The sequence below is a fragment of the Streptococcus sp. STC1396 genome, assembly GCF_058933875.1.
The window spans coordinates 1-24,962 of sequence record NZ_JBZYCU010000021.1 but is presented as its reverse complement, the minus strand read 5'-3'; the positions used below and the strand labels follow the sequence as shown (position 1 = coordinate 24,962).

27 protein-coding genes are annotated in these 24,962 nt (G+C 41.5%); 13 read left to right on the top strand and 14 right to left on the bottom strand.

Going from position 1 to position 24,962, the window contains the following annotated elements:
• Positions 1–95: 95 nt before the first annotated feature.
• Positions 96–1,475 carry a H2O-forming NADH oxidase gene (gene nox / locus AC5FEC_RS08040; protein WP_217473403.1) on the bottom strand — a complete coding sequence of 460 codons (1,380 nt, stop codon included), beginning with the start codon at positions 1,473–1,475 and terminating at the stop codon, positions 96–98.
• A gap of 265 nt (positions 1,476–1,740) precedes the next feature.
• Here nox and AC5FEC_RS08035 point away from each other — a divergent pair, with 265 nt between their 5' ends.
• From AC5FEC_RS08035 to AC5FEC_RS08025, 3 genes are read left to right on the top strand one after another with little or no spacing between them, the layout of a single operon-like run.
• Entirely contained in the window at positions 1,741–2,670 is a 930-nt protein-coding gene (locus tag AC5FEC_RS08035; RefSeq protein ID WP_493661845.1) for an FAD:protein FMN transferase, read from the top strand.
• Between the two features lie 41 nt (positions 2,671–2,711).
• The gene (locus AC5FEC_RS08030) at positions 2,712–3,317 is read left to right on the top strand and encodes an NADPH-dependent FMN reductase (protein WP_037616963.1); all 606 of its coding nucleotides are present in this window, start codon (positions 2,712–2,714) and stop codon (positions 3,315–3,317) included.
• Positions 3,318–3,334: 17 nt separating this feature from the next.
• The gene (locus AC5FEC_RS08025) at positions 3,335–4,573 is read left to right on the top strand and encodes an NAD(P)H-dependent oxidoreductase (RefSeq protein ID WP_037616961.1); all 1,239 of its coding nucleotides are present in this window, start codon (positions 3,335–3,337) and stop codon (positions 4,571–4,573) included.
• Positions 4,574–4,675: 102 nt separating this feature from the next.
• On the opposite strand, the gene dapA is transcribed toward AC5FEC_RS08025, so the two are convergent.
• The 7 genes from dapA to AC5FEC_RS07990 all read right to left on the bottom strand — a co-directional run bounded on the left by dapA (position 4,676) and on the right by AC5FEC_RS07990 (position 10,793).
• Positions 4,676–5,557, bottom strand: coding sequence for a 4-hydroxy-tetrahydrodipicolinate synthase (dapA, locus tag AC5FEC_RS08020; protein WP_493661844.1), 882 nt, complete (start codon positions 5,555–5,557; stop codon positions 4,676–4,678).
• A gap of 102 nt (positions 5,558–5,659) precedes the next feature.
• Positions 5,660–6,736 carry an aspartate-semialdehyde dehydrogenase gene (locus AC5FEC_RS08015; RefSeq protein ID WP_037616955.1) on the bottom strand — a complete coding sequence of 359 codons (1,077 nt, stop codon included), beginning with the start codon at positions 6,734–6,736 and terminating at the stop codon, positions 5,660–5,662.
• Between the two features lie 129 nt (positions 6,737–6,865).
• Positions 6,866–7,045 (bottom strand): hypothetical protein, encoded by a 180-nt coding sequence (locus AC5FEC_RS08010; protein ID WP_369426891.1) that lies wholly within the window; start codon positions 7,043–7,045, stop codon positions 6,866–6,868.
• Positions 7,046–7,252: 207 nt separating this feature from the next.
• Positions 7,253–7,906, bottom strand: coding sequence for a DNA alkylation repair protein (locus AC5FEC_RS08005; protein ID WP_493661843.1), 654 nt, complete (start codon positions 7,904–7,906; stop codon positions 7,253–7,255).
• Between the two features lie 3 nt (positions 7,907–7,909).
• Positions 7,910–8,521, bottom strand: a complete 612-nt coding sequence (locus AC5FEC_RS08000; RefSeq protein ID WP_493661842.1) for a DUF5052 family protein — start codon at positions 8,519–8,521, stop codon at positions 7,910–7,912.
• Positions 8,518–9,051 (bottom strand): GNAT family N-acetyltransferase, encoded by a 534-nt coding sequence (locus AC5FEC_RS07995; protein WP_234550237.1) that lies wholly within the window; start codon positions 9,049–9,051, stop codon positions 8,518–8,520. The genes AC5FEC_RS08000 and AC5FEC_RS07995 overlap by 4 nt, the downstream gene beginning before the upstream one ends.
• A 71-nt stretch (positions 9,052–9,122) precedes the next feature.
• On the bottom strand, positions 9,123–10,793 hold the full coding sequence (locus AC5FEC_RS07990) for a formate--tetrahydrofolate ligase (protein WP_493661841.1): 1,671 nt from the start codon (positions 10,791–10,793) through the stop codon (positions 9,123–9,125).
• 219 nt (positions 10,794–11,012) lie between these two features.
• Between AC5FEC_RS07990 and AC5FEC_RS07985 the strand changes: the two genes are divergently transcribed.
• From AC5FEC_RS07985 to AC5FEC_RS07965, 5 genes are all read left to right on the top strand, one after another.
• Positions 11,013–11,705 carry a phosphopantothenate--cysteine ligase gene (locus AC5FEC_RS07985; protein ID WP_037616944.1) on the top strand — a complete coding sequence of 231 codons (693 nt, stop codon included), beginning with the start codon at positions 11,013–11,015 and terminating at the stop codon, positions 11,703–11,705.
• Positions 11,702–12,253, top strand: coding sequence for a phosphopantothenoylcysteine decarboxylase (gene coaC / locus AC5FEC_RS07980; protein ID WP_234550234.1), 552 nt, complete (start codon positions 11,702–11,704; stop codon positions 12,251–12,253). The genes AC5FEC_RS07985 and coaC overlap by 4 nt, the downstream gene beginning before the upstream one ends.
• Positions 12,237–12,800 (top strand): ECF transporter S component, encoded by a 564-nt coding sequence (locus AC5FEC_RS07975; protein WP_234550233.1) that lies wholly within the window; start codon positions 12,237–12,239, stop codon positions 12,798–12,800. Before coaC ends, AC5FEC_RS07975 begins: the two co-directional genes overlap by 17 nt.
• Before the next feature lie 205 nt (positions 12,801–13,005).
• The gene (locus tag AC5FEC_RS07970; protein ID WP_493661840.1) at positions 13,006–14,724 is read left to right on the top strand and encodes a phospho-sugar mutase; all 1,719 of its coding nucleotides are present in this window, start codon (positions 13,006–13,008) and stop codon (positions 14,722–14,724) included.
• A gap of 123 nt (positions 14,725–14,847) precedes the next feature.
• The gene (locus AC5FEC_RS07965) at positions 14,848–15,195 is read left to right on the top strand and encodes a DUF6568 family protein (protein ID WP_493661839.1); all 348 of its coding nucleotides are present in this window, start codon (positions 14,848–14,850) and stop codon (positions 15,193–15,195) included.
• Between the two features lie 39 nt (positions 15,196–15,234).
• Here the strand turns inward: AC5FEC_RS07965 and mutY are convergent, their stop codons facing one another.
• From mutY to yjbM, 5 genes are all read right to left on the bottom strand, one after another.
• Positions 15,235–16,398 (bottom strand): A/G-specific adenine glycosylase, encoded by a 1,164-nt coding sequence (mutY, locus tag AC5FEC_RS07960; protein ID WP_493661838.1) that lies wholly within the window; start codon positions 16,396–16,398, stop codon positions 15,235–15,237.
• Positions 16,399–16,555: 157 nt separating this feature from the next.
• A complete protein-coding gene (pta, locus tag AC5FEC_RS07955) occupies positions 16,556–17,533 on the bottom strand; it encodes a phosphate acetyltransferase (RefSeq protein ID WP_493661837.1) in 978 nt (325 codons plus the stop codon).
• A gap of 25 nt (positions 17,534–17,558) precedes the next feature.
• Positions 17,559–18,446, bottom strand: a complete 888-nt coding sequence (locus tag AC5FEC_RS07950) for an RluA family pseudouridine synthase (protein WP_493661836.1) — start codon at positions 18,444–18,446, stop codon at positions 17,559–17,561.
• A complete protein-coding gene (locus tag AC5FEC_RS07945; RefSeq protein WP_187423894.1) occupies positions 18,443–19,261 on the bottom strand; it encodes an NAD kinase in 819 nt (272 codons plus the stop codon). Before AC5FEC_RS07945 ends, AC5FEC_RS07950 begins: the two co-directional genes overlap by 4 nt.
• Positions 19,245–19,916 (bottom strand): GTP diphosphokinase, encoded by a 672-nt coding sequence (gene yjbM / locus AC5FEC_RS07940; protein WP_493661835.1) that lies wholly within the window; start codon positions 19,914–19,916, stop codon positions 19,245–19,247. Before yjbM ends, AC5FEC_RS07945 begins: the two co-directional genes overlap by 17 nt.
• Positions 19,917–20,012: 96 nt before the next feature.
• On the opposite strand from yjbM, the gene AC5FEC_RS07935 reads away from it, so the two are divergent.
• The 5 genes from AC5FEC_RS07935 (at position 20,013) to AC5FEC_RS07915 (ending at position 23,863) form a co-directional block, all read left to right on the top strand.
• Entirely contained in the window at positions 20,013–20,582 is a 570-nt protein-coding gene (locus AC5FEC_RS07935) for a CYTH domain-containing protein (RefSeq protein WP_493661834.1), read from the top strand.
• Between the two features lie 69 nt (positions 20,583–20,651).
• Entirely contained in the window at positions 20,652–21,608 is a 957-nt protein-coding gene (locus AC5FEC_RS07930; RefSeq protein ID WP_062198343.1) for a ribose-phosphate diphosphokinase, read from the top strand.
• A gap of 12 nt (positions 21,609–21,620) precedes the next feature.
• Positions 21,621–22,733, top strand: a complete 1,113-nt coding sequence (locus tag AC5FEC_RS07925) for a cysteine desulfurase family protein (RefSeq protein WP_234550226.1) — start codon at positions 21,621–21,623, stop codon at positions 22,731–22,733.
• A 1-nt stretch (position 22,734) separates the two neighbouring features.
• Positions 22,735–23,082, top strand: coding sequence for a DUF1831 domain-containing protein (locus tag AC5FEC_RS07920; protein WP_037616915.1), 348 nt, complete (start codon positions 22,735–22,737; stop codon positions 23,080–23,082).
• A 133-nt stretch (positions 23,083–23,215) separates the two neighbouring features.
• Complete coding sequence (locus AC5FEC_RS07915) at positions 23,216–23,863, top strand: redox-sensing transcriptional repressor Rex (RefSeq protein ID WP_037616912.1); 648 nt, start codon at positions 23,216–23,218, stop codon at positions 23,861–23,863.
• Between the two features lie 284 nt (positions 23,864–24,147).
• Here the strand turns inward: AC5FEC_RS07915 and radC are convergent, their stop codons facing one another.
• Entirely contained in the window at positions 24,148–24,831 is a 684-nt protein-coding gene (gene radC / locus AC5FEC_RS07910; RefSeq protein WP_217473386.1) for a RadC family protein, read from the bottom strand.
• Positions 24,832–24,962 lie beyond the last annotated feature (131 nt).

Genomic DNA, 24,962 nt, shown 5'->3' with positions numbered 1-24,962 from the left:
GGGGCACAGAGATTTCGGAAAAAGAAAAGACAAAGCAACCGAAAAGGCTACTTTGTCTTCGATTTTGACCCCCCCTCATTGGGACTTTTCGAGAATTATTTTTCAGCTGTAAGTGCAGCCATTGTGATGTAGTTGTATGGTTTGTTGAAGTGTGGCAAGAAGAAGATATCTGTCAAAGCCAACTTATCAATGGTTACATGTTCTTGAATTGCCAGTGAGAACATGTGGATTCCCATACCGATTGCAGGATCATGAGATACCATTTGCGCACCAAGGATTTCACGGCTGTCTTTATCAAAGACAATCTTGATTGCTACTTCGTGGTTGTCATGTTTCATAAATTCTGGTTTTTGAAGGTCGTTGAAGCCTGTTTCAGTAGCATTGTAACCAGCTGCTTTAGCTTTTTCAAGAGTCAAACCAGTTGAAACCATGTGAAGTCCGTAGATAGAGATACCGTTTGATCCTTGCACACCGATTCCTTCAAGTTCATGACCACAAGCGTTGTAGGCACCAACGATACCAGTACGTACAGCATTTGACGCAAGAGCGATATAGCTTGTGTCTTTACGAGCATTGTCATAAACTGTCGCACAGTCACCTACTGCGTAAACTCCTGGGATAGATGTTTCTTGTTTCTTGTCTACAAGGAAAGCGCCGTTGCGGAAGAGTTCAATCTTACCATCAGCAAGAGCTGTGTTAGGACGGAAACCAACTGCAAGAACAACCATGTCCACATCAAATGTTTCTTTGTCTGTTACCAAGCGTTCAACTTTGCCATCACCTTGGATAGCTTTTACAGTTTGACCAAGAGCTAAGCGGATGTTGTGGTCTTCCAAGTTCTTAGCCATCAATTGAGTGAAGTCCTTGTCATAGTAGCCATTCAAAACAGTATCTACGATGTCAACAAGCACAACTTCTTTTCCAAGACGTTCAAAAGCTTCAGCAAGCTCAACACCGATGTAACCACCACCAACAACGGCAATGCGCTCAAGGTGTTTGCTCTTATCAGCAAGTTTGTTGATCACTTCTTCAGCGTTTTGGTACAATTTAACAAATTGAACGTTGTCAAGAGTTGTTTTGAATTCACGGTTGCCTTCGACAATTTCAACACCTTCGATTGGTGGCAAGATTGGAGTAGATCCAGTCGCAAAGATCAATTTGTCGTAAGATTCTTTGTGTTCTTGACCTTCAACTTCTGCTGTAACAACCTTGTTGTCATAGTCGATTGAAAGAACAGGTGAATTCATGTAAATTCTAGCACCTTTTTCTTCCAATTTTTCTTTGTTAGAGTAGAATAAGCCTTCAGGTCCGTCGATTTGTTCACCAATCCAAAGCGCCATTCCACATCCTAGGAATGAAATGTTTGAGTTTTGGTCAAATACAACGATTTCATTTTCATGACCAAAGTTGTCCAACATAGTGTTGATACACGCAGTACCAGCGTGGTTAGCACCCACTACAACGATTTTACTCATAGAGATATTTCCTACCTTTTTCTAAATAAAGTTTTACCCGACTATTATAACAGAAGCTGGGAGCGTTTACAATCTATTTGCTCATAGATAGTAAAAAACGTGAAAGAAGAATGAAAATCTATGGAATCATGGTAGGAAACAACCTTTCTTTTACCTTAAATTTTCCGAAGTTATTTTCTGAAATTTAATAAAATAGAATTGCAAAAACGCTATCTTTTTGTTAAAATAAGATAGTCATAGAAAGAATAAGAAGGGTTACAACTGTATGGATTTTACTTCTCGGTCGCTCCAACTGATGGGAAGCACAATCTGTATCTCACTTCTTCATGAAAGAGCTGAAACAATACTGGACGAGGTGATTAGTCTGCTTCATCTTTACAAAAATCGTTTTAGTGCAAACGATGATGATTCAGAATTGATGAAGATCAATCAAATGGCTGGAATTGGCTGGGTTCAGGTTCATCCTGATTTATTTGAATTAATTGAATTAGGAAAATTTCATAGTTTGAGTGAGGCCAGTCATTTAAATATTACTATTGGTCCGCTTGTTCAGACTTGGCGAATTGGATTTTCCGATGCCCACCTTCCAAGCCCAGAGCAGATCAAACAAGCACTCAGCCTGACAGATCCACATTTCATTCAACTGGATAAAACACATTCCAGAGTATTTCTGGAGAAGAAAGGCATGAAGCTTGATCTTGGTGCTTTGGCTAAGGGCTACATAGCTGACAAGATTAAACTCTATCTTCAAGGTGAAGGAGTCACCTCGGCTTTGATAAATCTGGGAGGGAATGTCCTCACTATCGGAGAAAACAAAGCTACCCATCGTGCTTGGAGAATTGGGATTCAGAATCCAAAACTTTCTAGAGGAAAACACTTGGCTGTCCTGTCGATTACTAATCAATCGGTCGTTACTTCTGGGACTTATGAGCGGACGCTAAAGGTTAAAGGCAAGACCTATCATCACATTTTAGATAGAAAAACAGGTTATCCGATTGAGAATCAGCTGGTCAGTCTCACGATCGTATCTGATAAGTCGGTAGACGGTGAAATCTGGACAACAAGACTCTTTGGAGAAACTCCTGCTTCTATCTTAGCGCAAGTTGAAAAACAAAGAGGAATCGAGTGCCTAATTGTTACTCGAGATGATCATATTTTTTACAGTTCAGGACTTGTAAAGAATCTATTGCAGTAATTAAAAATAAAAAAATATTTTAATTTAGGAAAGGAAATTCTATGTTAAAACTTATTGCGATTGTGGGAACAAATTCCAAACGTTCTACAAACCGTCAGCTTCTTCAATATATGCAGAAGCATTTTGCTGACAAGGCTGAAATCGAGCTAGTAGAGATTAAAGATATCCCTATGTTTAATAAACCTGCTGACAGGAACATCCCTGAGTTGGTATCAGAGATTGCGGAGAAAATCGATGCTGCTGATGGTGTACTCATTGGTACGCCTGAGTATGACCACTCTATCCCAGCTGTGCTTATGAACGCTCTGGCTTGGCTTTCTTATGGTATCTATCCGATGCTGAACAAGCCCGTTATGATTACCGGTGCTTCTTTCGGTACGCTTGGTTCCTCTCGTGCTCAACTGCAGCTCCGTCAAATTTTGAATGCTCCAGAACTCAAAGCAAACGTTCTTCCAGACGAGTTCCTGCTTTCACATTCTCTCCAAGCCTTTGACCAAAATGGAGATTTAGTAGATCTTGATGTCATTAAAAAATTGGATGCAATTTTCGATGACTTCCGTATCTTTGTCAAAATTACAGATAAATTGCGTAACGCACAAGAGTTGCTTCGCAAAGATGCTGAAGAATTTGACTGGGAAAATTTGTAAGATAGGAGAGTAACAGAATGAAATTTATTGGACTTGTAGGATCAAACTACGAACAATCATATAACCGAAAATTATTGGAATTTATCCGTCGCCAATTCAAACTCAAATTTGAATTGGAAGTACTAGAAATCGATGAAGTCCCAATGTTTAACCAAGATGAAAAATGGGATGAAAGTTTCCAATTGCGCCTTTTGTATAACAAAATTACACGGGCAGATGGTGTTATCATCGCTACTCCTGAGCACAACCATACTATCAGCGCCCCTTTGAAAAGTGTCTTAGAATGGCTTTCTTACGAAGTTCATCCCTTTGAAAACAAACCAGTTATGATTGTTGGTGCTTCTTACTACGATCAAGGAACTTCTCGTGCTCAAGTACATTTGCGTAAAATCTTAGATGCTCCGGGTGTCAATGCTTACACCCTTCCAGGAAATGAATTCCTGCTGGGCAAAGCCAAGGAAGCTTTTGACAATGATGGCAATATTGTCAATGAAGGTACTGTTAAATTCCTTGAATCTTGCTTAGATAACTTTGTCAAATATGTAGAGGTCGTTTCAAAATTGAAAAAACCAAAACCAATTGAACCTGAAGACTTAGATGTGACAAACCCAATCGCCACAACCATTCAAGGTGTTGACCCTGATGATCCAGAGTGGGTTGAAAAAGCTGCAGAAATCGTTGGTGCTGTGTCTGGTGATACTTATGTCAAACTTGACCATGGTATCTTGACTGTTAACCAAATTGACATGTTCTTGAAGGCTATGCCATTTGAATTGACCTATGCAGATGACAACAATCAATTTCTTTACTACAACAATGCTCACCAAGATCCAGATACAATGTTTGCGAAACGTGTCCCATCTCAATCAGGTGGTCGTCTCTCAACGCTACACAACTCTCTTCCTGCTGCACGTATGAAGAATGTTGAATGGGTAGTTGGAGTCCTTCGTAATGGTGACCAAGAGTACGTTCGTACAATCGTTCCAGGCTCACCTGCAGGTGTTATCAACACGCACAACTACCAAGCGATGTACTATCCTGATGGATCATACGCTGGTATCAATGAAATCGTCTTTAACTTCCAACCGTGGCTTGACTGGTATTTGCAAGCAACTGGCCAACGTTTGGTTGGAGGCAGCGGACCATTCGCTCCTGCTGCTGGAGGCCATGGAGATGCAGATGCTACTTCTGGTGCTTCAGATGCTGGCGGTCATGGAGGCGGAGACGCTGACGCGACCTCAGGTGCCAGTGCGTAAGAATACAATCTACACATAGGATTCTATTACACAGATTACTTCCCAATCTGTGATAAGAAAAAGGCTTAAAACCTTGGTTTTAAGCCTTTTATCCTGCTTTCTTTACGATTCAATAATTTTAATGATTTCCTGTGCTTCTGCTTCAGTACATGCTACCAAAGGCAGACGCAGTGGACCAACATGAAAGCCTTGATGATTAAGAACTGCTTTCAATGGAGCTGGGCTGCTGACGGAGAAGAGAGCATCAACTTTAGGTAAGAGCTGACGATGGATCCGTGCTGCTTCTTGGATATCCCCTTGATCCAAAGCAGTAAACATATTATAAAAATTATCTCCATTAGTATGAGCCGCTACTGAAATAACGCCTTGCGCACCGAGTGCTTTAGCATGAAAGGCTTGGCCATCTTCACCTGTATAGACCAAGAAATCTTTTGGTGCATTTTCGACTAATCTAGCAATTGTATCTACTCCCGTGCAGTCTTTAATAGCAATGATATTGGGTAACTTAGCCAGACGCAAGGAAGTTTCTACAGTTAGTCCAGCAACGGTCCGACCGGGGATATTATAGACAATAATGGGCAGATTTGATGCTTCGGCAATCGCCTTATAATGCTGATAAAGTCCCTCTTGAGTAGGTTTGTTATAATAAGGCGTGACGGCTAAACCAGCAGCAAAGCCACCAAATTCATCTACTTCTCGAGCAAATTGAACTGAATCTCGCGTGTCATTGGTCCCAATTCCGGCAATCAAAGGCACACGTCCTGCTACAATACGCTGGACTTCTGAAAAGAGCTCAAGTTCTTCCTCGTGAGTCAAGGTTGGGCTTTCCCCTGTCGTTCCAGCTAGAAGAATTCCTTCTGTATGATGCGCTAATAGATGCTCAATCAGCTTTGGAAGAGCTTCAAAGTTGATACTTCCATCTTCTTTGAAGGGCGTGACTAGGGCAGTAATGATTCTTGCGTCTTTTAAATCTGTAATGGACATGTCTCTCCTCCTTTAGTTGCGAAGCTATAAGAAAATATAGGAAGAGCAGTAATCAGCTATAGGCTGCTCGTACCCCTTTCCTATATTTTTAGTAGATAAGTTTTATTTTAGTTCAAAAACAACTTCTGCCGTAGGACGAACCAAGCCGCGCTCATGCAGAGTTTCTGCGATTTGGACAGAATTCCAAGCTGCTCCTTTAAGGAGATTATCTGAAACTACCCACATGTGGATCCCTTTTTCTGCATCTAGATCCTTGCGAATCCGGCCAACAAAGGTTTCTTTCTTACCAACTGCATTAACTGCTTGCGGATAGATTTGATGAGTCACATCATCCTCCAGAACAGCTCCTGGGAAGGCTGCGATAGCCGCCTTGACTTCTTCAATTGGTGCTACTTCTTTGGTCTCGATGTAAACAGACTCAGAGTGTGCAGAGAGAACAGGAATCCGGACGCAGGTCGCAGAAACAGCAATGGAATCATCTTCCATGATTTTCTTAGTTTCCTTGGTCATCTTCATCTCTTCGTAAGTGTAGTCGTTGTCAGTGAAGAGGTCGATTTGCGGAAGAGCATTAAAGGCAATCGGATAATGCTTCTTATCGCCACCAGAAGGCAGGATATTAGCCTCTACATCTTTAGGATTAACACCATCATTGAGGATAGAGCGTAACTGCCCCTGAGTTTCAAGAATTGCACCCATACCAGCACCAGAAACAGCTTGATAGGTGGACACGATGATACGCTCCAGTCCCCATTGCTGACGGACAGGCTCCAAAGCCACCATCATCTGAATAGTCGAACAGTTAGGGCAGGCAATAATTCCCTTGTGTTGATCCAGCGCGTGGGCATTGACCTCAGGAACGACCAGCGGCACATCAGGATTTTGACGGAAATAAGAGGTGTTGTCTACCACCACTGCGCCAGCCTTAACAGCGTATGGAGCGTATTTTGCTGAGGTAGAGCCACCAGCTGAGAAGAGAGCAATATCTACACCTTCAAAGGCTGTCTCAGTTGTCTCTTCGATGGTAATATCCTGTCCCTTGAACTGGAGAACTTTACCAGCTGAACGAGCAGAAGCCAAATAGCGTATTTTATCAATCGGAAGGCTAGATTCTTCCAGCATTTTAATCATTTGAGCGCCAACGGCACCAGTGGCACCAACAACAGCAACTGTATATCCCATGCGATAACCTCTCTGAATTTTCAAAAAATTTGTGTATTGTTGGTATTATACCATTTTAAAGGAAAAATGCAAATATTTCTGAAGAATATGGTGTGCATTTTTAGGCAAAATGTTTCTGCTGTTCTAAGCTCAACTTTGACCTATAGCACTCACGACACTGCGCTTATCAGTATCAATGTCTCTAAGTTCGGCTTCGACCAATGGGGTCGTCTCTCTAAGAGAACTTTCAAAGTTTACATTTTTTGTCCTTGCGGACAAAACTGCATCCATTGCTCTACGACTCAACTGCCTTCTGCGAAGTTGTTTCATCAAGAGCAATAGAAAATCCCCAATCCGTAGACTGGGGATAAGGGCACTTTCGTGTGATCAGCAGGTTCACACAACCGATCAAGGTCCGCTCCTGCGTTATGACCTCCCATGCTTCAATTTGCAGACAAACTGCATATCGACTCATCGCACTTATCTATCATAAGCTATCACATAGAAAATGTCAAGACAGACAGATTATTAGAATTTTTATAAATACTTACTTCCCTCTCGGATACTGAGCGCAGACATTTCTTCTCGATGTTGTTCAATAAAATCCCTAACCCAGTCGGCGTTGGTTTTAGAATAATCTCTCAACGCCCAGCCGATAGCCTTGTTAATGAAGAATTCTGATTGAGCTAAATTATTTACTAAAATCTTCTCCAAGAGCTCTGTGTCTGTTTCCTCTTTTCGCAGCAGCTGATGATCAATAGCCAAGCCCCGCAGCCAGATATCCTCATCGCAACTCCAAGCCAAAATAATCTCTTTGGTTTCTGGAAATTGGGCAATGATTGATCCGACCAAGCGGTCCAAAAAGTCAATAGTATCCCACCGAGACTTGGTTTGGGCCAGCTTTTTTAAGTGTGGCAAGTCAGATGGAGTCAATAGCTTCTTGCGACTTTCAAGATAATCCAGCGCAGCATACTGCAATTCTCGATAGGGATGCTCCCAGGCCTCATCTATAAAATCCCATTCAATGCCTGAGTCCGTCTGCTGTTTGAAAAAAGCCTTTACGATCTTCCGTCTAATCGGAGTCTTCACCCCTAGAAACTCAAATTTATTTTTCATATAGGCTTTCATAGCCACCGCATCATCAGGTTTGGCTACCATTTTTAACTCTTCTGCTAATTCTTCTACATTCATAACTTACTCCAGCAATTCGCGGTCATAAATAGTGTAGTCACAGCGGTAAATCACTAGCCTCTTGCCATCAATCAGCAATTCAGAAGTTTTGGGAGCATCTGATTTATCAAGAGAGACGCGGTCACCGGCATAGGCGGCCAGCGGAGTCCCGTTTTGCGAGCGAATCAGAATAACCTTTTTCTTACCAGTAAACTCGTTTTTAAAAGATGAAATCATACGATTCAAAACAGGAACTGAGTGGCTATTTTCCTCAACATCAGCGTTTTTTTGATACTGGGCAAAAACATCTTTCAAGCCTTTTTCTTCTGCAATTAAGGAAGAGCCCACATGATCAATCTCATACTTACCCAAGGTAATTTTGAGCACGGATGAGTCTTCCTTGGAATTTCCTTCCGCATCAACTGAGTCAAACTCCTCGTTACGCGAGATGGATAGGGACTTGCCCGACATCTGGTCAATAAGCTGGGAATTTTCATCGTAGGTACGAACCGTCATCTCCAATCCCAGCCATTCCTCTTTGGCATTTTTAAACCAATTTTCAACGGCCTGACAGCCGCTCAAAGTCAAAAGGGCAATGCTTAGAAGAGTTATTAATAAATGTTTCTTTTTCATCATTTACACTCCATTTCTTTTAAAAGTTTGATTGGTTCAGCTTGCTTCTCTAAGGATTTTTGCAGCCAAACAATATCATGCCAACTCTCGAATTTATAGCCGATTTTAGGTAAATGCGCAACTTGCTGATAACCTCGCTTGGCATGAAAAGCTAGGCTATCTTGGTTAGGCAAAGAAATACAGGCTAGAAAATGGATATAACCCATCTGATCTAACATGTCTTCAAGCTCATCATAAAGCTTGCTGCCAACTCCTTTTCCTCTAGCATCTTGGCTGACATAGACGGATAATTCTACCGCCCAATCATAGGCTGCACGCGTATAATAAGTCGAAGCATAGGCATAACCTAAGAGTGCACCGTTTTCTTCCGCTACCAGATAAGGATATTTTTTTAATGTTTTTTCGATCCGATTTGCGAAATCCTCTACGGTCGGAACATCATATTCAAAAGTGATGGCTGTATTCTCTACATAAGGCGCATAGATGGCTAGCAAGGCTGCTGCATCCAAAGGCTTAGCTAGTCTAATATTCATAATACCTCCATATTCTCAGTATTTTCACTATTATATCAAAAAAAGGCTCTAACGAGCCTTTTAAACCAAGATCAAAATAGGCCAATCGCTGTGCCGTCTGCCGCAACATCCATATTGAGTGCCGCAGGACGTTTTGGCAATCCTGGCATGGTCATGACATCTCCTGTCAAAGCCACGATAAAGCCTGCCCCAAGTTTTGGTACCAATTCACGAATGGTAATTTCAAAGTTTTCTGGTGCGCCCAGCGCAGCAGGATTGTCTGAGAAGCTATACTGCGTTTTGGCCATACAGATTGGCAGCTTGTCCCAGCCGTTCTTGACGATTTCCCGAATTTGAGACTGCGCTTTTTTCTCAAAGTTCACTTTTGAACCACGATAGATTTCAGTGACAATCTTCTCGATCTTCTCTTCAATCGTTGAGTCATTATCATAAAGGCGAGTGTAGTGCGCTGGAGTTTCATCAATAGTTTTGACTACAGTCTCAGCCAGAGATACACCACCTTCGGCACCATCAGCCCAGACACTAGCTAACTCAACTGGAACCTTAATTTCTGCACAAAGGTCCTTAAGCGTAGCAATTTCAGCTTCCGTATCTGAAATAAATTCATTGATGGCTACTACCACTGGAATACCGAACTTACGGATATTTTCAACGTGACGTTTGAGATTGGCAAAGCCAGCACGTACCGCCTCAACATTTTCTTCAGTAAGTGCATCCTTAGCCACACCACCATTCATCTTGAGCGCACGCAAGGTTGCCACAATCACGACTGCATCTGGAGAAGTTGGTAAGTTTGGAGTCTTGATATCCAAGAATTTCTCAGCACCTAGATCCGCACCGAAACCGGCTTCAGTCACTGTATAATCAGCCAAGCGCAGCGCTGTACTAGTCGCCAAGACCGAGTTACAGCCATGGGCGATATTGGCAAACGGTCCGCCATGAACAAAGGCTGGTGTGCCGTAAATAGTCTGTACTAGATTTGGCTTAATCGCATCTTTCAAGACTAAAGCCAAGGCTCCTTCTACCTCAAGGTCACGAACATAGACTGGTGTGCGGTCATAGCGATAACCGATGACAATGTTAGCCAAGCGCTTTTTCAAATCTTCAATGTCCGTAGCTAGGCAAAGAATCGCCATAATTTCAGATGCAACCGTAATGTCAAAACCATCTTCGCGCGGAATACCGTTCATCGGACTGCCCAGTCCAACTGTCACATGGCGCAGTGCTCGGTCATTTAGGTCCACAACACGTTTCCAGATGATGCGACGCTGATCGAGTCCCAGGACATTTCCTTGATGCAAATGATTATCGATTAGGGCAGACAGAGCATTATTGGCTGTCGTAATGGCGTGCATGTCACCAGTGAAATGCAGGTTGATGTCTTCCATCGGTAAAACTTGCGCGTGACCACCACCAGCTGCGCCTCCTTTGATTCCCATAACAGGCCCCAAAGACGGTTCGCGGATAGCAATCATGGTTTTCTTACCAATTTTGTTGAGTGCGTCAGCCAGTCCAATGGTAATCGTGGACTTGCCTTCTCCAGCTGGAGTTGGATTGATCGCTGTCACCAAAATCAGTTTGCCGACAGGATTTTTTTCAACCTCACGAATTTTATCAAAGCTGAGCTTAGCCTTATACTTACCATATAATTCCAAGTCGTCATAGTTGATGCCAACTTTTTTCACTGCATCAACAATTGGCTGTAATTCAACACTTTGAGCAATTTCAATATCTGTTTTCATTAGGAACTCCTCTATCAATTAATATAAAGATTATAACAAAAAATATTTAAATCTGCACGATTAATTTCCATTACATGTATAATGTTCGGTAATTACGTCTTTTGAGTTCTATTGATTTATCATCGTCCATATTCTTTCAAAGAAAAAATTTTGTTCATACGAGACTATTTTGAATGAATTTTATTTTACTTAATTCTTTTTTTCTTGTAAAATAAGGCTATGAACATATTGATTACTTCTGGCGGAACTAGCGAAAAAATCGACCAAGTCCGCTCTATTACCAATCATTCGACAGGCCAGCTTGGAAAAATTATTGCTGAGCATTGTTTAGCCAACGGTGCCACAGTGACTTTGCTAACGACTGAAAAAGCTGTCAAGCCTGCCCCGCACGAACAATTAACGATTAGAATGATCGAAAATACCAACCAGTTGCTATTGGCTATGAGGGAGCTGGTGCCAGCCCATGATGTACTCATTCACTCCATGGCTGTTTCAGACTACAAGCCAATTTATATGGCAGGATTTGAAGAGGTTCTTGCTAGTTCAGATATGACAGAATTTCTGGATAAAAGCAACTCCCAGAGCAAGATTTCTTCTGCTGATGACTACCAAGTGCTTTTCCTCAAGAAAAATCCCAAAATCATTAGCAAGGTCAAAGAATGGAATCCAAATATTCGACTAATTGGATTTAAACTATTGGTAGATGTTTCGCAAGAAGAACTGCTTACTACTGCTAGATCCAGCCTAATAAAAAATCAGGCTGAACTGATTGTCGCCAATGATTTGGCTGAAATTTCAAGCGGTCTTCACCATGCCTATCTCGTAGGGCAAAACACTGTCACAGAAGCTTTTTCCAAGGAAGATATTGCTGAAAAGCTGCTAGACCATATCCAGAAAGGAGGCAGACTATGATTCAGATCACCCTCGCAGTCACAGGTAGCATTTCTGCCTATAAAGCTGCGGATATTACTAGTCAGCTTGGGAAGTTGGGCTATACCGTGTCTATTCTCATGACGGAAGCTGCCAGTCACTTCATCACCCCGCTGACCCTGCAGGTACTATCAAAAAATCCTGTCACCCTTGACATTATGGAAGAACCTTGCCCAGACAAGGTCAATCATATTGAAATTGCCAAGAAGACAAATCTCTTCTTAGTCGCTCCTGCTACAGCCAATACCATCACCAAGCTAGCCAATGGGCTAGCAGACAATATGGTAACTGCGACTGCCCTTGCTCTACCCTCTCATGTCAAAAAAGTCATCGCCCCGGCTATGAATACCAAAATGTACGAAAATCCCTTGACCCAACACAATCTGGAAAGATTGAAACAATTTGGCTGGGAAATAATTGAACCACGTGAAGCTGTCCTAGCTTGCGGGGACCACGGGACAGGTGCTCTGGCTGATATAAATACGATTATAGAAAAAGTAAAGGAAATTATAAATGAGAAAACAATCTAGTGTTGCCCAAATTGCCATCTTTTTTGCTATTATGCTGGTACTCCATTTGCTGAGCTCCGTCATTTTCAATCTGCTGCCAGTTCCGATTAAGCCGACTATTATCCACATTCCGGTCATCATCGCCAGCATCATCTACGGACCGCGCATCGGAGCTATACTAGGAACCTTGATGGGATTGATCAGTGTCGTGACTAATACTCTGGTTCTTCTGCCGACCAGTTATCTTTTCAGCCCTTTTGTACCAAATGGGAATCTTAATTCCTTAATAATTGCTATGATACCACGAATTCTGATTGGGATTACCCCCTACTTCGTCTATAAATGGATGAAAAACAAGCCGGGGCTAGTGCTTGCTGGTGCAGTAGGCTCTATGACCAACACCGTCTTTGTCCTTGGTGGAATTTTCATCCTATTTTCAGCTGTTTACAATGGAGATATTCAAGCGATGCTCGCACTTGTCCTATCAGCCAATTCTATTTCTGAAATGGTCATTTCTGCCATTCTTACCGTCGCTATTGTGCCCGCACTTGAAAAGGTCAAAAAATAATCACCCAGTGTGGTTATTTTTCTTTTGCGCTACTATTCATTTTTCAAAAGTATTTCAGGATTTTTTAGGTCGACACTTTCAAAAACTATGAAAATATGTTACAATGAAAGCGATTAAATTAATCAGAAGATCCCTGTGCTCTATCTCAAATCTGAGAAAAGTCGCAAGCTGATTTTCTATCTTAAATACAAAGGAGACTCCACCTATGACTTATCAAGATAACTTCCAAAAATGGCTTGATTTCGCTGAACTTCCTGACTATCTTCGGGAAGATTTAGAAGGCATGGACGAAAAAACCAAGGAAGATGCATTTTATACAAACCTTGAGTTTGGTACTGCTGGGATGCGTGGCCTGATTGGAGCTGGTACAAATCGGATTAATATTTATGTTGTTCGTCAAGCAACTGAAGGATTGGCTCGCTTGATTGAAGAAAAAGGTGAAGAGTTTAAGAAACGCGGTGTAGCCATCGCCTACGATTCCCGTCATTTCTCACCAGAGTTTGCTTTTGAATCCGCTGCTGTTTTGGCTAAACACGGCATCAAGTCTTATGTCTTTGAAAGCCTACGCCCAACACCAGAGCTTTCATTTGCAGTGCGCCATCTGGGCACCTTTGCTGGTATTATGATTACAGCCAGCCATAACCCTGCTCCATTTAACGGCTACAAAGTTTACGGCGAAGACGGTGGGCAAATGCCACCACACGATGCTGACGCTCTGACTGACTACATCCGTGCGATTGAAAATCCTTTTGCTATCGAAGTGGCTGATGTTGAAACAGAAAAAGCCTCTGGCTTGATTGAGGTCATCGGTGATGCAGTTGACACTGAATACCTCAAAGAAGTCAAAGATGTTAACATCAACCAAAAGCTGATTGACGAATATGGTAAAGACATGAAGATTGTTTATACTCCTCTTCATGGTACTGGTGAAATGTTAGCTCGTCGCGCTCTTGCTCAAGCAGGATTTGACTCTGTGCAAGTCGTTGAAGCTCAAGCTGTAGCTGACCCAGACTTCTCTACTGTTAAATCTCCTAACCCAGAAAGTCAGGCTGCCTTTGCCTTGGCTGAAGAATTGGGCCGCAAGGTTGGTGCAGATGTGCTTGTAGCAACTGACCCAGATGCTGACCGTGTCGGTGTGGAAGTTCTGCAAAAAGATGGTAGCTACCTCAACCTTTCTGGTAACCAAATCGGAGCTATCATGGCTAAATATATCTTGGAAGCTCATAAGAGTGCTGGAACTCTGCCAGCTAACGCAGCTCTTTGCAAATCCATCGTTTCTACCGACTTGGTAACTAAGATTGCTGAAAGCTACGGCGCAACCATGTTCAACGTTCTGACTGGTTTCAAATTTATCGCTGAAAAGATTCAAGAATTTGAAGAAAAGCACAACTACACCTACATGATGGGATTTGAAGAAAGCTTCGGCTATCTGATTAAGCCATTTGTACGTGACAAAGATGCTATCCAAGCTGTTTTGGTTGTAGCTGAGCTTGCAGCCTACTATCGTTCTCGCGGCTTGACTCTGGCTGACGGTATCGAAGAAATTTACAAAGAGTATGGTTACTTTGCTGAAAAGACTATCTCTGTGACTCTATCTGGTGTTGACGGCGCTGAGCAAATCAAGGCTATCATGGGCAAATTCCGTGACAATGCTCCGAAAGACTTCAATGCTACTGCTATTTCTGTTACAGAAGACTTCAAGGCTCAGACTTCTACCGCTGCAGATGGTAGCGTTACAGCTTTGACAACTCCACCAAGTGATGTGCTTAAATACACCTTGGCTGATGGCTCATGGATTGCTGTCCGCCCATCTGGAACAGAACCAAAAATCAAGTTCTACATCGCTGTTGTCGGTGATTCAAATGAAGATGCTCATGCCAAAATTGCGGCTATCGAATCAGAAATCAATGAGTTTATCAAATAAGACTATGCGATAACTAAATTAACCAGAGACTGGATTCTCCTTTCTCTGGTTTTTCATTTCTAAATCAAGCATTTTTTTGTATTTTATGGCATACTAATTCTATCAAAAGAAATGAGGATTTTTATGCAACAATTTGCTCAAAACATTAAAGATTTAGAACTTACAACTGTAGACCGAGCCCGTCAGGCGATTGCTGACAAAGAAACAGCCACCTTCTTCGTCGGTCGTAAAACTTGCCCTTACTGCCGTAAATTCGCTGCTACTCTTGCTAGCGTTGTTGCCGAAACCAAGGCCCACATCTACTTTATCAACAGTGAAGAAGCCAGCGAATTAGAGAAACTGCAAGCCTTCCGCACAGAATATAGCATTCCGACGGTTCCTGGTTTTGTTCATGTTCAAGACGGCCAAGTATCTGTTCGTTGTGATTCTTCTATGACTGCTGAAGAGATTAAGGCTTTCGGCAACCTATAAAATGCTCAAAAAAACTGAGACCAAGTGGTTCTCAGTTTTTTAACTTCGTATTTGTCTCTGCTCAAATGCTTGCCACATCTTCTGCTGGGGCTTGGCAAAGGGGTAATTGTCAAATTCTTCTGGACGAAGCCATAAGACCTCTCCCTCAGCTGCGTGCTGGCTATCTTTAACTCGGCCATAAGCCAACTGGATGTGCCACTTGCGATGGCTAAACACATGTTGCACTTTTGGAAACAGCTGCTGCTGCCAATCGACAGTCAAATCATAATCTTGTTCAAAACTTTCCTGGGGTGATAAACCCAGACTAGGCTGATTTTCAGCAACCTCAAAAAGTGACAGCTGATCTTCCTTTTGAAATTCCTCGACTTCAATCAAGGGAAAATGCCAAAAACCAGATAGCAAACCAGCCGCCTCATTCTTTTCCAGTAAGAACTGTCCCTGCTCGTTTTCGATAATCAACCCCTGCAGATAAACCGGAATCGGCTTCTTTTTAGGCGCCTTAATGGGATATTTGTCCATGGTTCCGTGCAAATAAGCTGCGCTGAATTCTTTAACTGGACTGTCCTCTGGACGAGGATTGACAGGTGCTTCGATATCTGAACCCAGATCCATCAAAGCCTGATTAAAATCTCCAGGCCGTGCTGGGTCAATCAATATTTCCATCATCGCCTGAAAAACCTTACGATTGCTCGGTTGACCAATATCTAAGTCTACTTCAAACAATCGGCTCAGCACCCGCATGACATTGCCATCGACTGCGGGCTCAGGCAAACCAAAAGCGATGCTGGCAATCGCTCCCGCTGTATAAGGCCCGATTCCTTTGAGACTGCTGATTTCCTCATAGTTAGCTGGAAAAATACCACCAAAGTCAGACATAATCTGCTGGGCAGCCACTTGCATATTGCGAACTCGGGAATAATAGCCCAGTCCCTCCCATGCTTTCAGAAGTTTGTCTTCCGGAGCCTGAGCCAGATCGGCCACCGTTGGAAACCACTTAAGAAACCGCTCATAGTAAGGGATGACTGTATCTACCCTAGTCTGTTGGAGCATAATCTCAGAAATCCAAATATGATAAGGGTTGCTCGTACGTCGCCAAGGCAAATCACGCTTATGCTCATCATACCAAGCTAGTAATTTATGGCGGAAGGAGACAATCTTATCTTCCTCCCACATCTCAATTCCGTATTTTTTCAAGTCTAACATATCATCTAGTATAGCATAAGCAATTGAAAAAAGGAGTGGAACAGAACTAAACTTTTTTAATTCAGTTCGTCGTCCCACCCCACAAGAGTCAAACAGTCTTTCAAACTATTTGAGGTTAGAGAGACTGTTTGACTCTTTTTAATGTTTTTGCAAGATATTAATAGTGACCTACCGCTTGGCTAGCAGTGATCAAAGTCAATTTGTAAACATCATCTGAATTACAACCACGAGAAAGATCGTTTACTGGATGATTGAGTCCTTGAAGAATCGGTCCGACCGCAGAGAAGCCACCCAGACGCTCTGCCATCTTGTAACTAATATTCCCAGCTTCAATATTTGGAAAGACAAAAACGGTTGCTTGGCCAGCTACGGGGCTTCCTGGAGCTTTCAGATCAGCAGTTTCCGGCACAAAAGCTGCATCAAATTGTAATTCACCATCAATAACTAAATCAGGACGCATTTCTCGGGCCAATTTCGTAGCTTCAACCACCTTGTCCACTTTTTCTCCGAAACCAGATCCTTTGGTAGAATAGCTAAGCATAGCTACCTTAGGATCAATGCCAAATATCTGAGCCGTCAGCGCTGAGTTAACTGCGATTTCAGCTAGAATACTAGCATCTGGATCAATATTGATAGCACAGTCACTGAAGACATAGCGCTCATCACCACGCACCATCAAAAAAGCACCAGATGTACGAGAAACCCACGGAAGAGTTTTAATAATTTGAAGAGCTGGACGGACAGTTGCAGCCGTAGAATGGACAGCACCTGAAACCATTCCATGTACTTTTCCAAGATAGACCAGCATAACACCAAAATAATTGACATCTTCCGTCAGCACTTTTCTAGCTTCTTCAGTTGTCATCTTGCCTTTACGGCGTTCCACCAAAGCAGTAACCATTTCTTCAAAACAAGAGCAGTTTGACGGATCGATAACTTCATAGCCTTCCGTAATTCCTTCGATTTCAAGATAAATGCTAATTTTATCAGGATTTCCCAAAAGGACTGGTGTAATGCTCGTTTCTTTCACAATCCGTTTTGTTGCCTGCAGAATACGAGGTTCTTCCCCTTCTGGTAAGACAATTCTCACTTCCTTGTTTTTTAATGCTTCACGAATAGACTCAAAAATTTTCATTGTTTATTAAAACTCCTTTTTCTTCTTAATTTTTTAAATTCTGAATAACCTGTTTAAAATCTTCTGGCAAAGGACTGGAGCGACCAATCTGTTGTCCGGAAAATGGATTATAAAAGTTTAGTAAATGACAATGCAAGGCTTGCCGAGTAATCCCCGCTTCCAAAGTTCCGCCATAGAGATCATCCCCTAACAACGGAAAGCCAAGATGAGCGAAGTGCACACGAATCTGATGGGTTCGTCCAGTATGCAGACAAATATCAACCAAATAGATATCACCAAACTGCTCTACAACTTTGTAGCTGGTATGAGCATATTTCCCATCCTTTGTCACACATCTGGTGATGATACTCTCAGGATTCCGCCCAATCGGTGCAATAATATCTCCTTTTGGTTCAAGCTTACCGCTTCCTTTGACCAGCGCATAATAACGCTTTTCAACCTTTTTTTTCTGCAGCTGCTTATCCAGTCTTGCATGAGCATATCCGTGTTTTGCAAAGAGCATGAGACCACTGGTATCGCGATCCAATCTCGTCACAATGTGAACCTGCTGATTTTCGTAATGTTGCTGGATGTAGTAAGCTTTGACAAAGTTTGCCATCGTATTGGAATGATTGACACTGGGAATACTGGCTAGGCCAGCAGGCTTATCCAAAACTAGAAAATGCTCATCTTCATAAATGATGGATAAATCACGATTTACGGCTTCTAGTGTTTCAAAGCCCTTTTCAGCTGGGATATCTATTGTCACCTTATCACCGCTATCTAGTAAATAGATAGCGTTTTGAGGCTGATCATTGACAAAGATATTGCCACCTGCGAACTTCACCTTGGCCAGAAGGCTTTTGGAAATCTCTTGCTTTTTCAAAAATGTTTTAACTTTGACATGCTCATCAGCAATAAATTCAAATCTCATTCCTGACACTCCCCAATAAAGGAGTCTCTTACACGATTCCAAAAACTGGTATGACTGGGTGAAGCGACAAAGTTTATCTTATGATTATCAATTTGGTATTCAATCCGGACAATATTGTTACAAGAAAATGTCTGGTTGTCAACCGCTACAGTATAGTAATCATTGCGTGTCGGCACTAGCTCAATCTTATCCTTTTTAGGAACGATGACCGAAGAGCCCAAGGTGCGGTAAACTCGATTATTAAGACTGGCAATCTCTGTTACTTGCAAGGCTTCAATCGTCGGGTGCAGGACTGCTCCTCCCAAAGATTTATTATAAGCTGTGCTTCCAGTCGGCGTTGAGACAGAAATCCCATCTCCTCTGAAACGCTCAAAATGAACATTATTAATAATCACATCAACTACCATGGTTCTGTCGGAGCGTTTAATCGTTACTTCATTGAGTGCGCGAATCGTCCGAGTTTCACCATTTTCAAAAGTAAGCTTGACATTTAAAATCGGATAAGAAACCTTTGCTCCTGTGTCCAATTTCAGATTTTCCACTAATTTATCCAGTTCAAAATCTCGATAATCAGTATAGAAACCCAGATGTCCTGTATGAACACCGACGAAGCGGACCTTATCCAGTTGATCTTCATATTTATGGAAAGCTGATAGCAGCATCCCATCTCCACCGACAGAAATCACGATATCCGGATTTTTCGGTGTCAGGATAAAGCCTGCCTTTCTCAACTTTTGCATCAGAGTTTGGAAAACTTCCTCACTCTGTCTTTTGCGATTGCGGATAAGCGCTATTTTTTTACCTGTATTCTTCATCTGTATCGTCACTATTTCCAACACCGTCATTTAGCTTGCGGTGCAGAGGGTCAAAAAGAGCTTGTGCTTCTTGAATGGCATCACGAATGCCCCCCATCTCTTCATCAAGCTGGTAAGCTAGATTGGCCGTTATCTCCAAGCGTTTTTTGATTTCCTCTGGAAATTCTCCCTTGTACTTATAGTTTAAAGAGTGCTCAATCGTTGCCCAAAAGTTCATAGACAGGGTACGAATCTGAATCTCTGCTAGAATAACCTTGTTCCCACTAATCGTATCTACCGGATATTCAATAATGACATGATAGCTGCGATAGCCACTGGATTTTTTATAAGTGATATAATCTCTCTCTTGGATAATCCGCATATCTGTCCGCATTCGCAGAACATTTAAGACTTCATTCACATCATCAACAAATTGAACCATGATGCGCAACCCAGCTATATCCTGCATCTCCTGGGCTAGGTTTTCCTCCCGAATCCCGCGAGCAGTCATTTTTTCCTTGATGCTTTCAACATGCTTTACCCGACCAGTTACAAATTCAATCGGAGAATGGCGCTGCTGTTTGCGGTACTGCTTACGGATACCTCGAAGCTTGATTTTCAATTCTCCAACAGCTTGAATATAGGGATCCAGAAAATTTTCCCAATCTAATGTCATATACATACCTTGTCATATTATCATTTTTTGTATAAAATAAACACAATAGTAATTATATCATAAATCGCTTTCAAAAAAAACGAAAAGGGACTGAAAATGGATTATTTAGAGATTGAATTTAAAACCATGCTGACCGAAGACGAGCATAAAAAATTACTCCCGTTTTTCAAAGATATCGAACCTGTTACCCAAATCAATTATTACATTGATTCTGCCGATTTTGCACTTCGTGATGCACGCATAGCATTGCGGGTCAGAACCACTCCTTCTGCTACCGAATTTACTTTAAAGATTCCTCAAGAAATCGGAAATCTGGAATACAATCAACTATTGACTAAGCAAGAGACGCAAAAAGTTTTACAAGAAAATCTTTTCCCAGATGGAAAAATTTTAGAATTACTTCGGGAGCAGGAGATTCCTATTGATAAATTGAGAATATTGGGCTCGCTCAAAACCATCCGTTATGAAAAACAACATGAAATCGGACTTTTCGCCCTAGATGAGAACTATTATTTTGATAAAAATGACTTCGAATTAGAAGTCGAAGTCAAGGATTTTGTTGCTGGTAGACAGAAATTTGCAGATTTTTTACAAGAGAAGCAAATTGAATACAAAACAGGAAAAAGCAAAATCGCAAGATTTGCCGAAAACTTGTCAAATAGCTGAAATAATCCTATTTTTTTGGTAGAATAAGAGTTGTAAATCAAAAGAGTCAAAAAGAGGACGGTCAATCTAATGTCAGACAAAAAAAATATGAAGCTTTTTTCCCTCAATTCAAACCACGCAATCGCTGAAAAGATTGCTAAAGCAGTAGGAAAACCTTTAGGTAAGCTATCATCACAGCATTTCTCAGACGGTGAAATTCAGATTAATATTGAGGAGAGCGTGCGTGGTTATGATATCTACATCATTCAATCTACCAGCTTTCCGGTGAACAATCACTTGATGGAATTATTGATTATGGTGGACGCTTGTAAACGTGCCAGTGCCAATACTGTTAATGTCGTCATGCCCTACTTCGGTTATGCTCGTCAAGACAGAACAGCTGCCCCACGAGAACCGATTACTGCTAAGCTTGTAGCAAATATGCTGGTTGGTGCAGGCGTAGACAGGGTTGTTTCTCTGGATCTTCACGCAGTTCAAGTCCAAGGTTTCTTCGATATTCCAGTTGATAACCTTATTACCATTCCGCTCTTTGCCGACCGCTACTGCAGTATGGGATTGACTGGTGAAAATGTGGTTGTTGTCAGCCCTAAAAACTCAGGTGTAAAACGTGCCCGCAGCCTGGCGGAATACCTAGACGCTCCAATCGCCATCATTGACTATGGAGAGGATGAAGCAGGGCGTTCTGAAGGCTATATCATCGGTGATGTTGAAGGCAAAAAAGCTATTTTAATCGATGATATTTTGAATACTGGTCGAACTTTCTCAGAAGCTGCTAAAATTTTGAATCGTGAAGGCGCTATCGAAATCTATGCCGTAGCTAGCCATGGACTTTTTGTTAAAGGAGCTGCTGAATTGCTGGACAATGCTCCAATCAAAGAAATACTTGTTACCGATTCCGTTGACACAAAAGAAAGAATTCCTGAAAATACAAAATACATCACAGCTAGTGAATTGATTGGTGATGCTATCGTACTGATTCAGGAAAGAAAGCCAGTCAGCCCGTTGTTTGCTTATCAAAAGAAGTAGGTGATAAACTTCGTGATTTATTTAGATAATGCTGCTACGACTGCCTTGTCGCCTGCTGCGATTGAGTCCATGACTAAGGCAATGGCGATCTTTGGTAATCCTTCCAGTACGCACAGCCACGGTCGGGAAGCCAATAAACTTCTCAGACAAGCCCGTGAAGATATTGCTAAAGTTCTGCATACTCGGAGCAAAAATATTCTCTTTACCTCAGGAGGGACTGAGAGTAATAATACCGCTATTAAAGGCTATGCTCTGCATCATCAGGCTCAAGGCAAACATATTATCACCACCGCTATTGAGCACCATGCTGTTTTAGAACCAGTTGAATACTTGGTTGAGCGCTTTGGATTTGAAGCAACGATTGTTCAGCCGGTGGATGGCCAAATCCGAATTGAAGATATAAAAAGTGCTCTCAGACCTGACACCATCCTTGTCTCTGTCATGGCTGTCAACAATGAAACAGGATATATGCTGCCAATTCAAGAAATTGGAGAAATGCTTAAGGATCATCCTGCTGCTTTTCACGTCGATGCTGTTCAAGCCATCGGTAAGCTCCCCGTCTATCCAGAAGAATGGGGAATCAATTTTCTGAGTGCATCAGCTCACAAATTCCATGGACCAAAAGGTGTTGGCTTTCTCTATGCTGACAAGATGGATTTTGATAATTTTATGCACGGCGGTGATCAGGAAACCAAACATCGGGCAGGCACAGAAAATCTTGTCTCCATCATCGGAATGGCAACTGCACTTTCTGAAAGTTTTAATCATTTAGCGGAAAACCTTGAACATGCCCAGCTGTTAAAAGATACTTTGTTGGACGACTTATCAGATATAGATTTTTACCTAAACGAAAGTCAGCCCAGCCTGCCTTATGTTATCAATATTGGATTTCCAAATCACAAGAATGATCTCCTTTTACTCCAAATGGATTTAAATGGTTTTTCCATTTCAACTGGATCAGCTTGTACGGCTGGAGCTGTTCAGCCTAGTCATGTTTTGCAAGCCATGTATGGACAAGACTCTGAACGCTTAAATGAATCCATCCGAATCAGTGTCTCAGATCAGACCACCATCGAAGAAATTAAAGATTTTAGTAAAAAACTGAAAGAAATACTAGGAGGATAAGATGGCTTTTCAAACATCTGTAAGTCTACCAAACTGCGACTTCAACTACTCGCTTCATCCCAATGTTAAGAAATTTACGCTACGCGACAATACATTTGCTGAAACAAAGGTCGGTAATTATGAGCTTTCTCGCTTACTTGAAGCTGTTCCTAACAGCGGTAATGGCTTCCTGCTCAAAATCATCGTAAACAAAGACTTAACCGGATTCAAAATCAACATTACAGACAAATCTGGTTTAAGATTGGTTAATATTTTCAAATCTGAAGACCATCACATTATTCAGCAAAAGTTTTATTTCCTGATGGATAGCTTAGTTGAAAGACAAATTTTTGAAAAAACGCCCCAATAAGCAAAATTCTCACAATTTTGCTTTTTTCTATTCCGTTTAATTTCCTCATAAGTTAGCTTAATGTTTTACCTATCAAATTAGTTGCATTTTTCACAAACTTTCTATAGAATAGAGATAGAAAGGTCGTGATTTTGTGACAACTGAAAAAAGTAATCCTATTCCCCGTGCTACAGCTAAGCGGCTCTCGCTCTACTATCGGATTTTTAAACGATTTAATTCGGAAAATATTGAAAAGGCCAATTCAAAACAAATCGCAGAAGCAATCGGTATTGACTCTGCCACCGTTCGACGAGATTTTTCTTATTTTGGTGAATTAGGTCGCAGAGGTTTTGGCTATGATGTCAAAAAGCTGATGAATTTTTTTGCCGATCTCTTAAATGACACCTCTATCACCAACGTTATGATTGTCGGGGTCGGAAATATGGGAAAAGCACTTCTCCACTATCGTTTTCATGAACGAAATAAAATGAAAATCGTCATGGCCTTCGATACAGATGATCATCCTGATGTCGGTACAACCACCAGCGATGGTGTGCAAATTTACGGCATTTCAGAAATTAAAGAAAAAGTACAGTCAGGAGATGTGCAAACAGCTATCCTAACTGTACCGAGTCTGAAAGCCCAGGAAGTCGCTTCTGTATTAGTCAAAGCAGGGATTAAGGGAATTCTCTGTTTTTCACCTGTTCATCTCACCCTTCCAAAGGAAGTTGTTGTTCAATATGTTGATTTAACAAGCGAATTACAAACCCTTCTTTACTTCATGAAAAAGAAGAAAAGTTGATGCTGGAGTGACACAGATTATTTCACAAGAAGACCACTTATTGGAATAACAGGAAACAAAAGAGTGATTTCCAATGTGCAAGTTATTCAAATATCTTTATCCTGCTTCTGTGCTTAGCTTCGTTTCTCTCAGTGTGAAGTCATTTCCTATAGTTTACGTGCTAAAGGGGTTGATAACATTGAACCTCAACCGATGGGTGGCTATTTTTTCAGTGTTCCAAACATAGCTCCCCGAATCTCTGTTTAGAACAACTTGACTATATTTGATGATGCAGTTCATAAATTTTAGATCAAATCAGTTTCTTCACGGTAGCTATAATAATTATTTTTTGAGACAATTAAATGATCTAATAGAACCAAGCCCATCAGTTCACAGGCTTCCTTCATGTGTTTGGTGACCTCATCGTCATTTCTACTAGGCAAGGTCATTCCCGAAGGATGATTGTGCACAAGGATAATTGATGTCGCCAAATGTTTAAGAGCATAATGTAGAATCTCACGCGGCTCAGCGATACTTCTGGTCACCGTTCCCATAAAGATTGTCTGCTGATGGATAATCTGATTTTGACTATTAAGATAAATAGCAACCAAACATTCCTGCTTTTTATCTCCTAATTCGACCTGCATTTTTCGAGCCAGTTTTTGACTTCCAATAATTTGCTCCCTTTGCATCACTTCTGCTTTATTGATGCGGCAGCCAAGCTCAATAATGGCCTGAAGCTCAACTGCTTTCACAGGGCCAATTCCTGAAATAGTTTGCAACTCTTGCAAAGTTAGATACTTTAAATCATTCAAACTAGAAATAGATGATAAAATCCTTTGAGAAACTTGAAAGACAGTTTCTTTTTTGCTACCCGTTCGTAAAAATATAGATAACAATTCCTGATTACTGAGTTTATCCGCTCCTTCCCTGATCAGCCTTTCACGCGGCATGATGCTAATGTCATCCTGAAATGAAATACGATACATAGAAACCTTATATTTATATTAGCGGGTAGCTTCCGCCAGTATAAACCCTTTCTTAATTATTTTATAGATTTGTTTTATACTTAGTTCAGCGCTGTGGATTAGTAAGTGTCACCAATCGCTTAGACGATTTC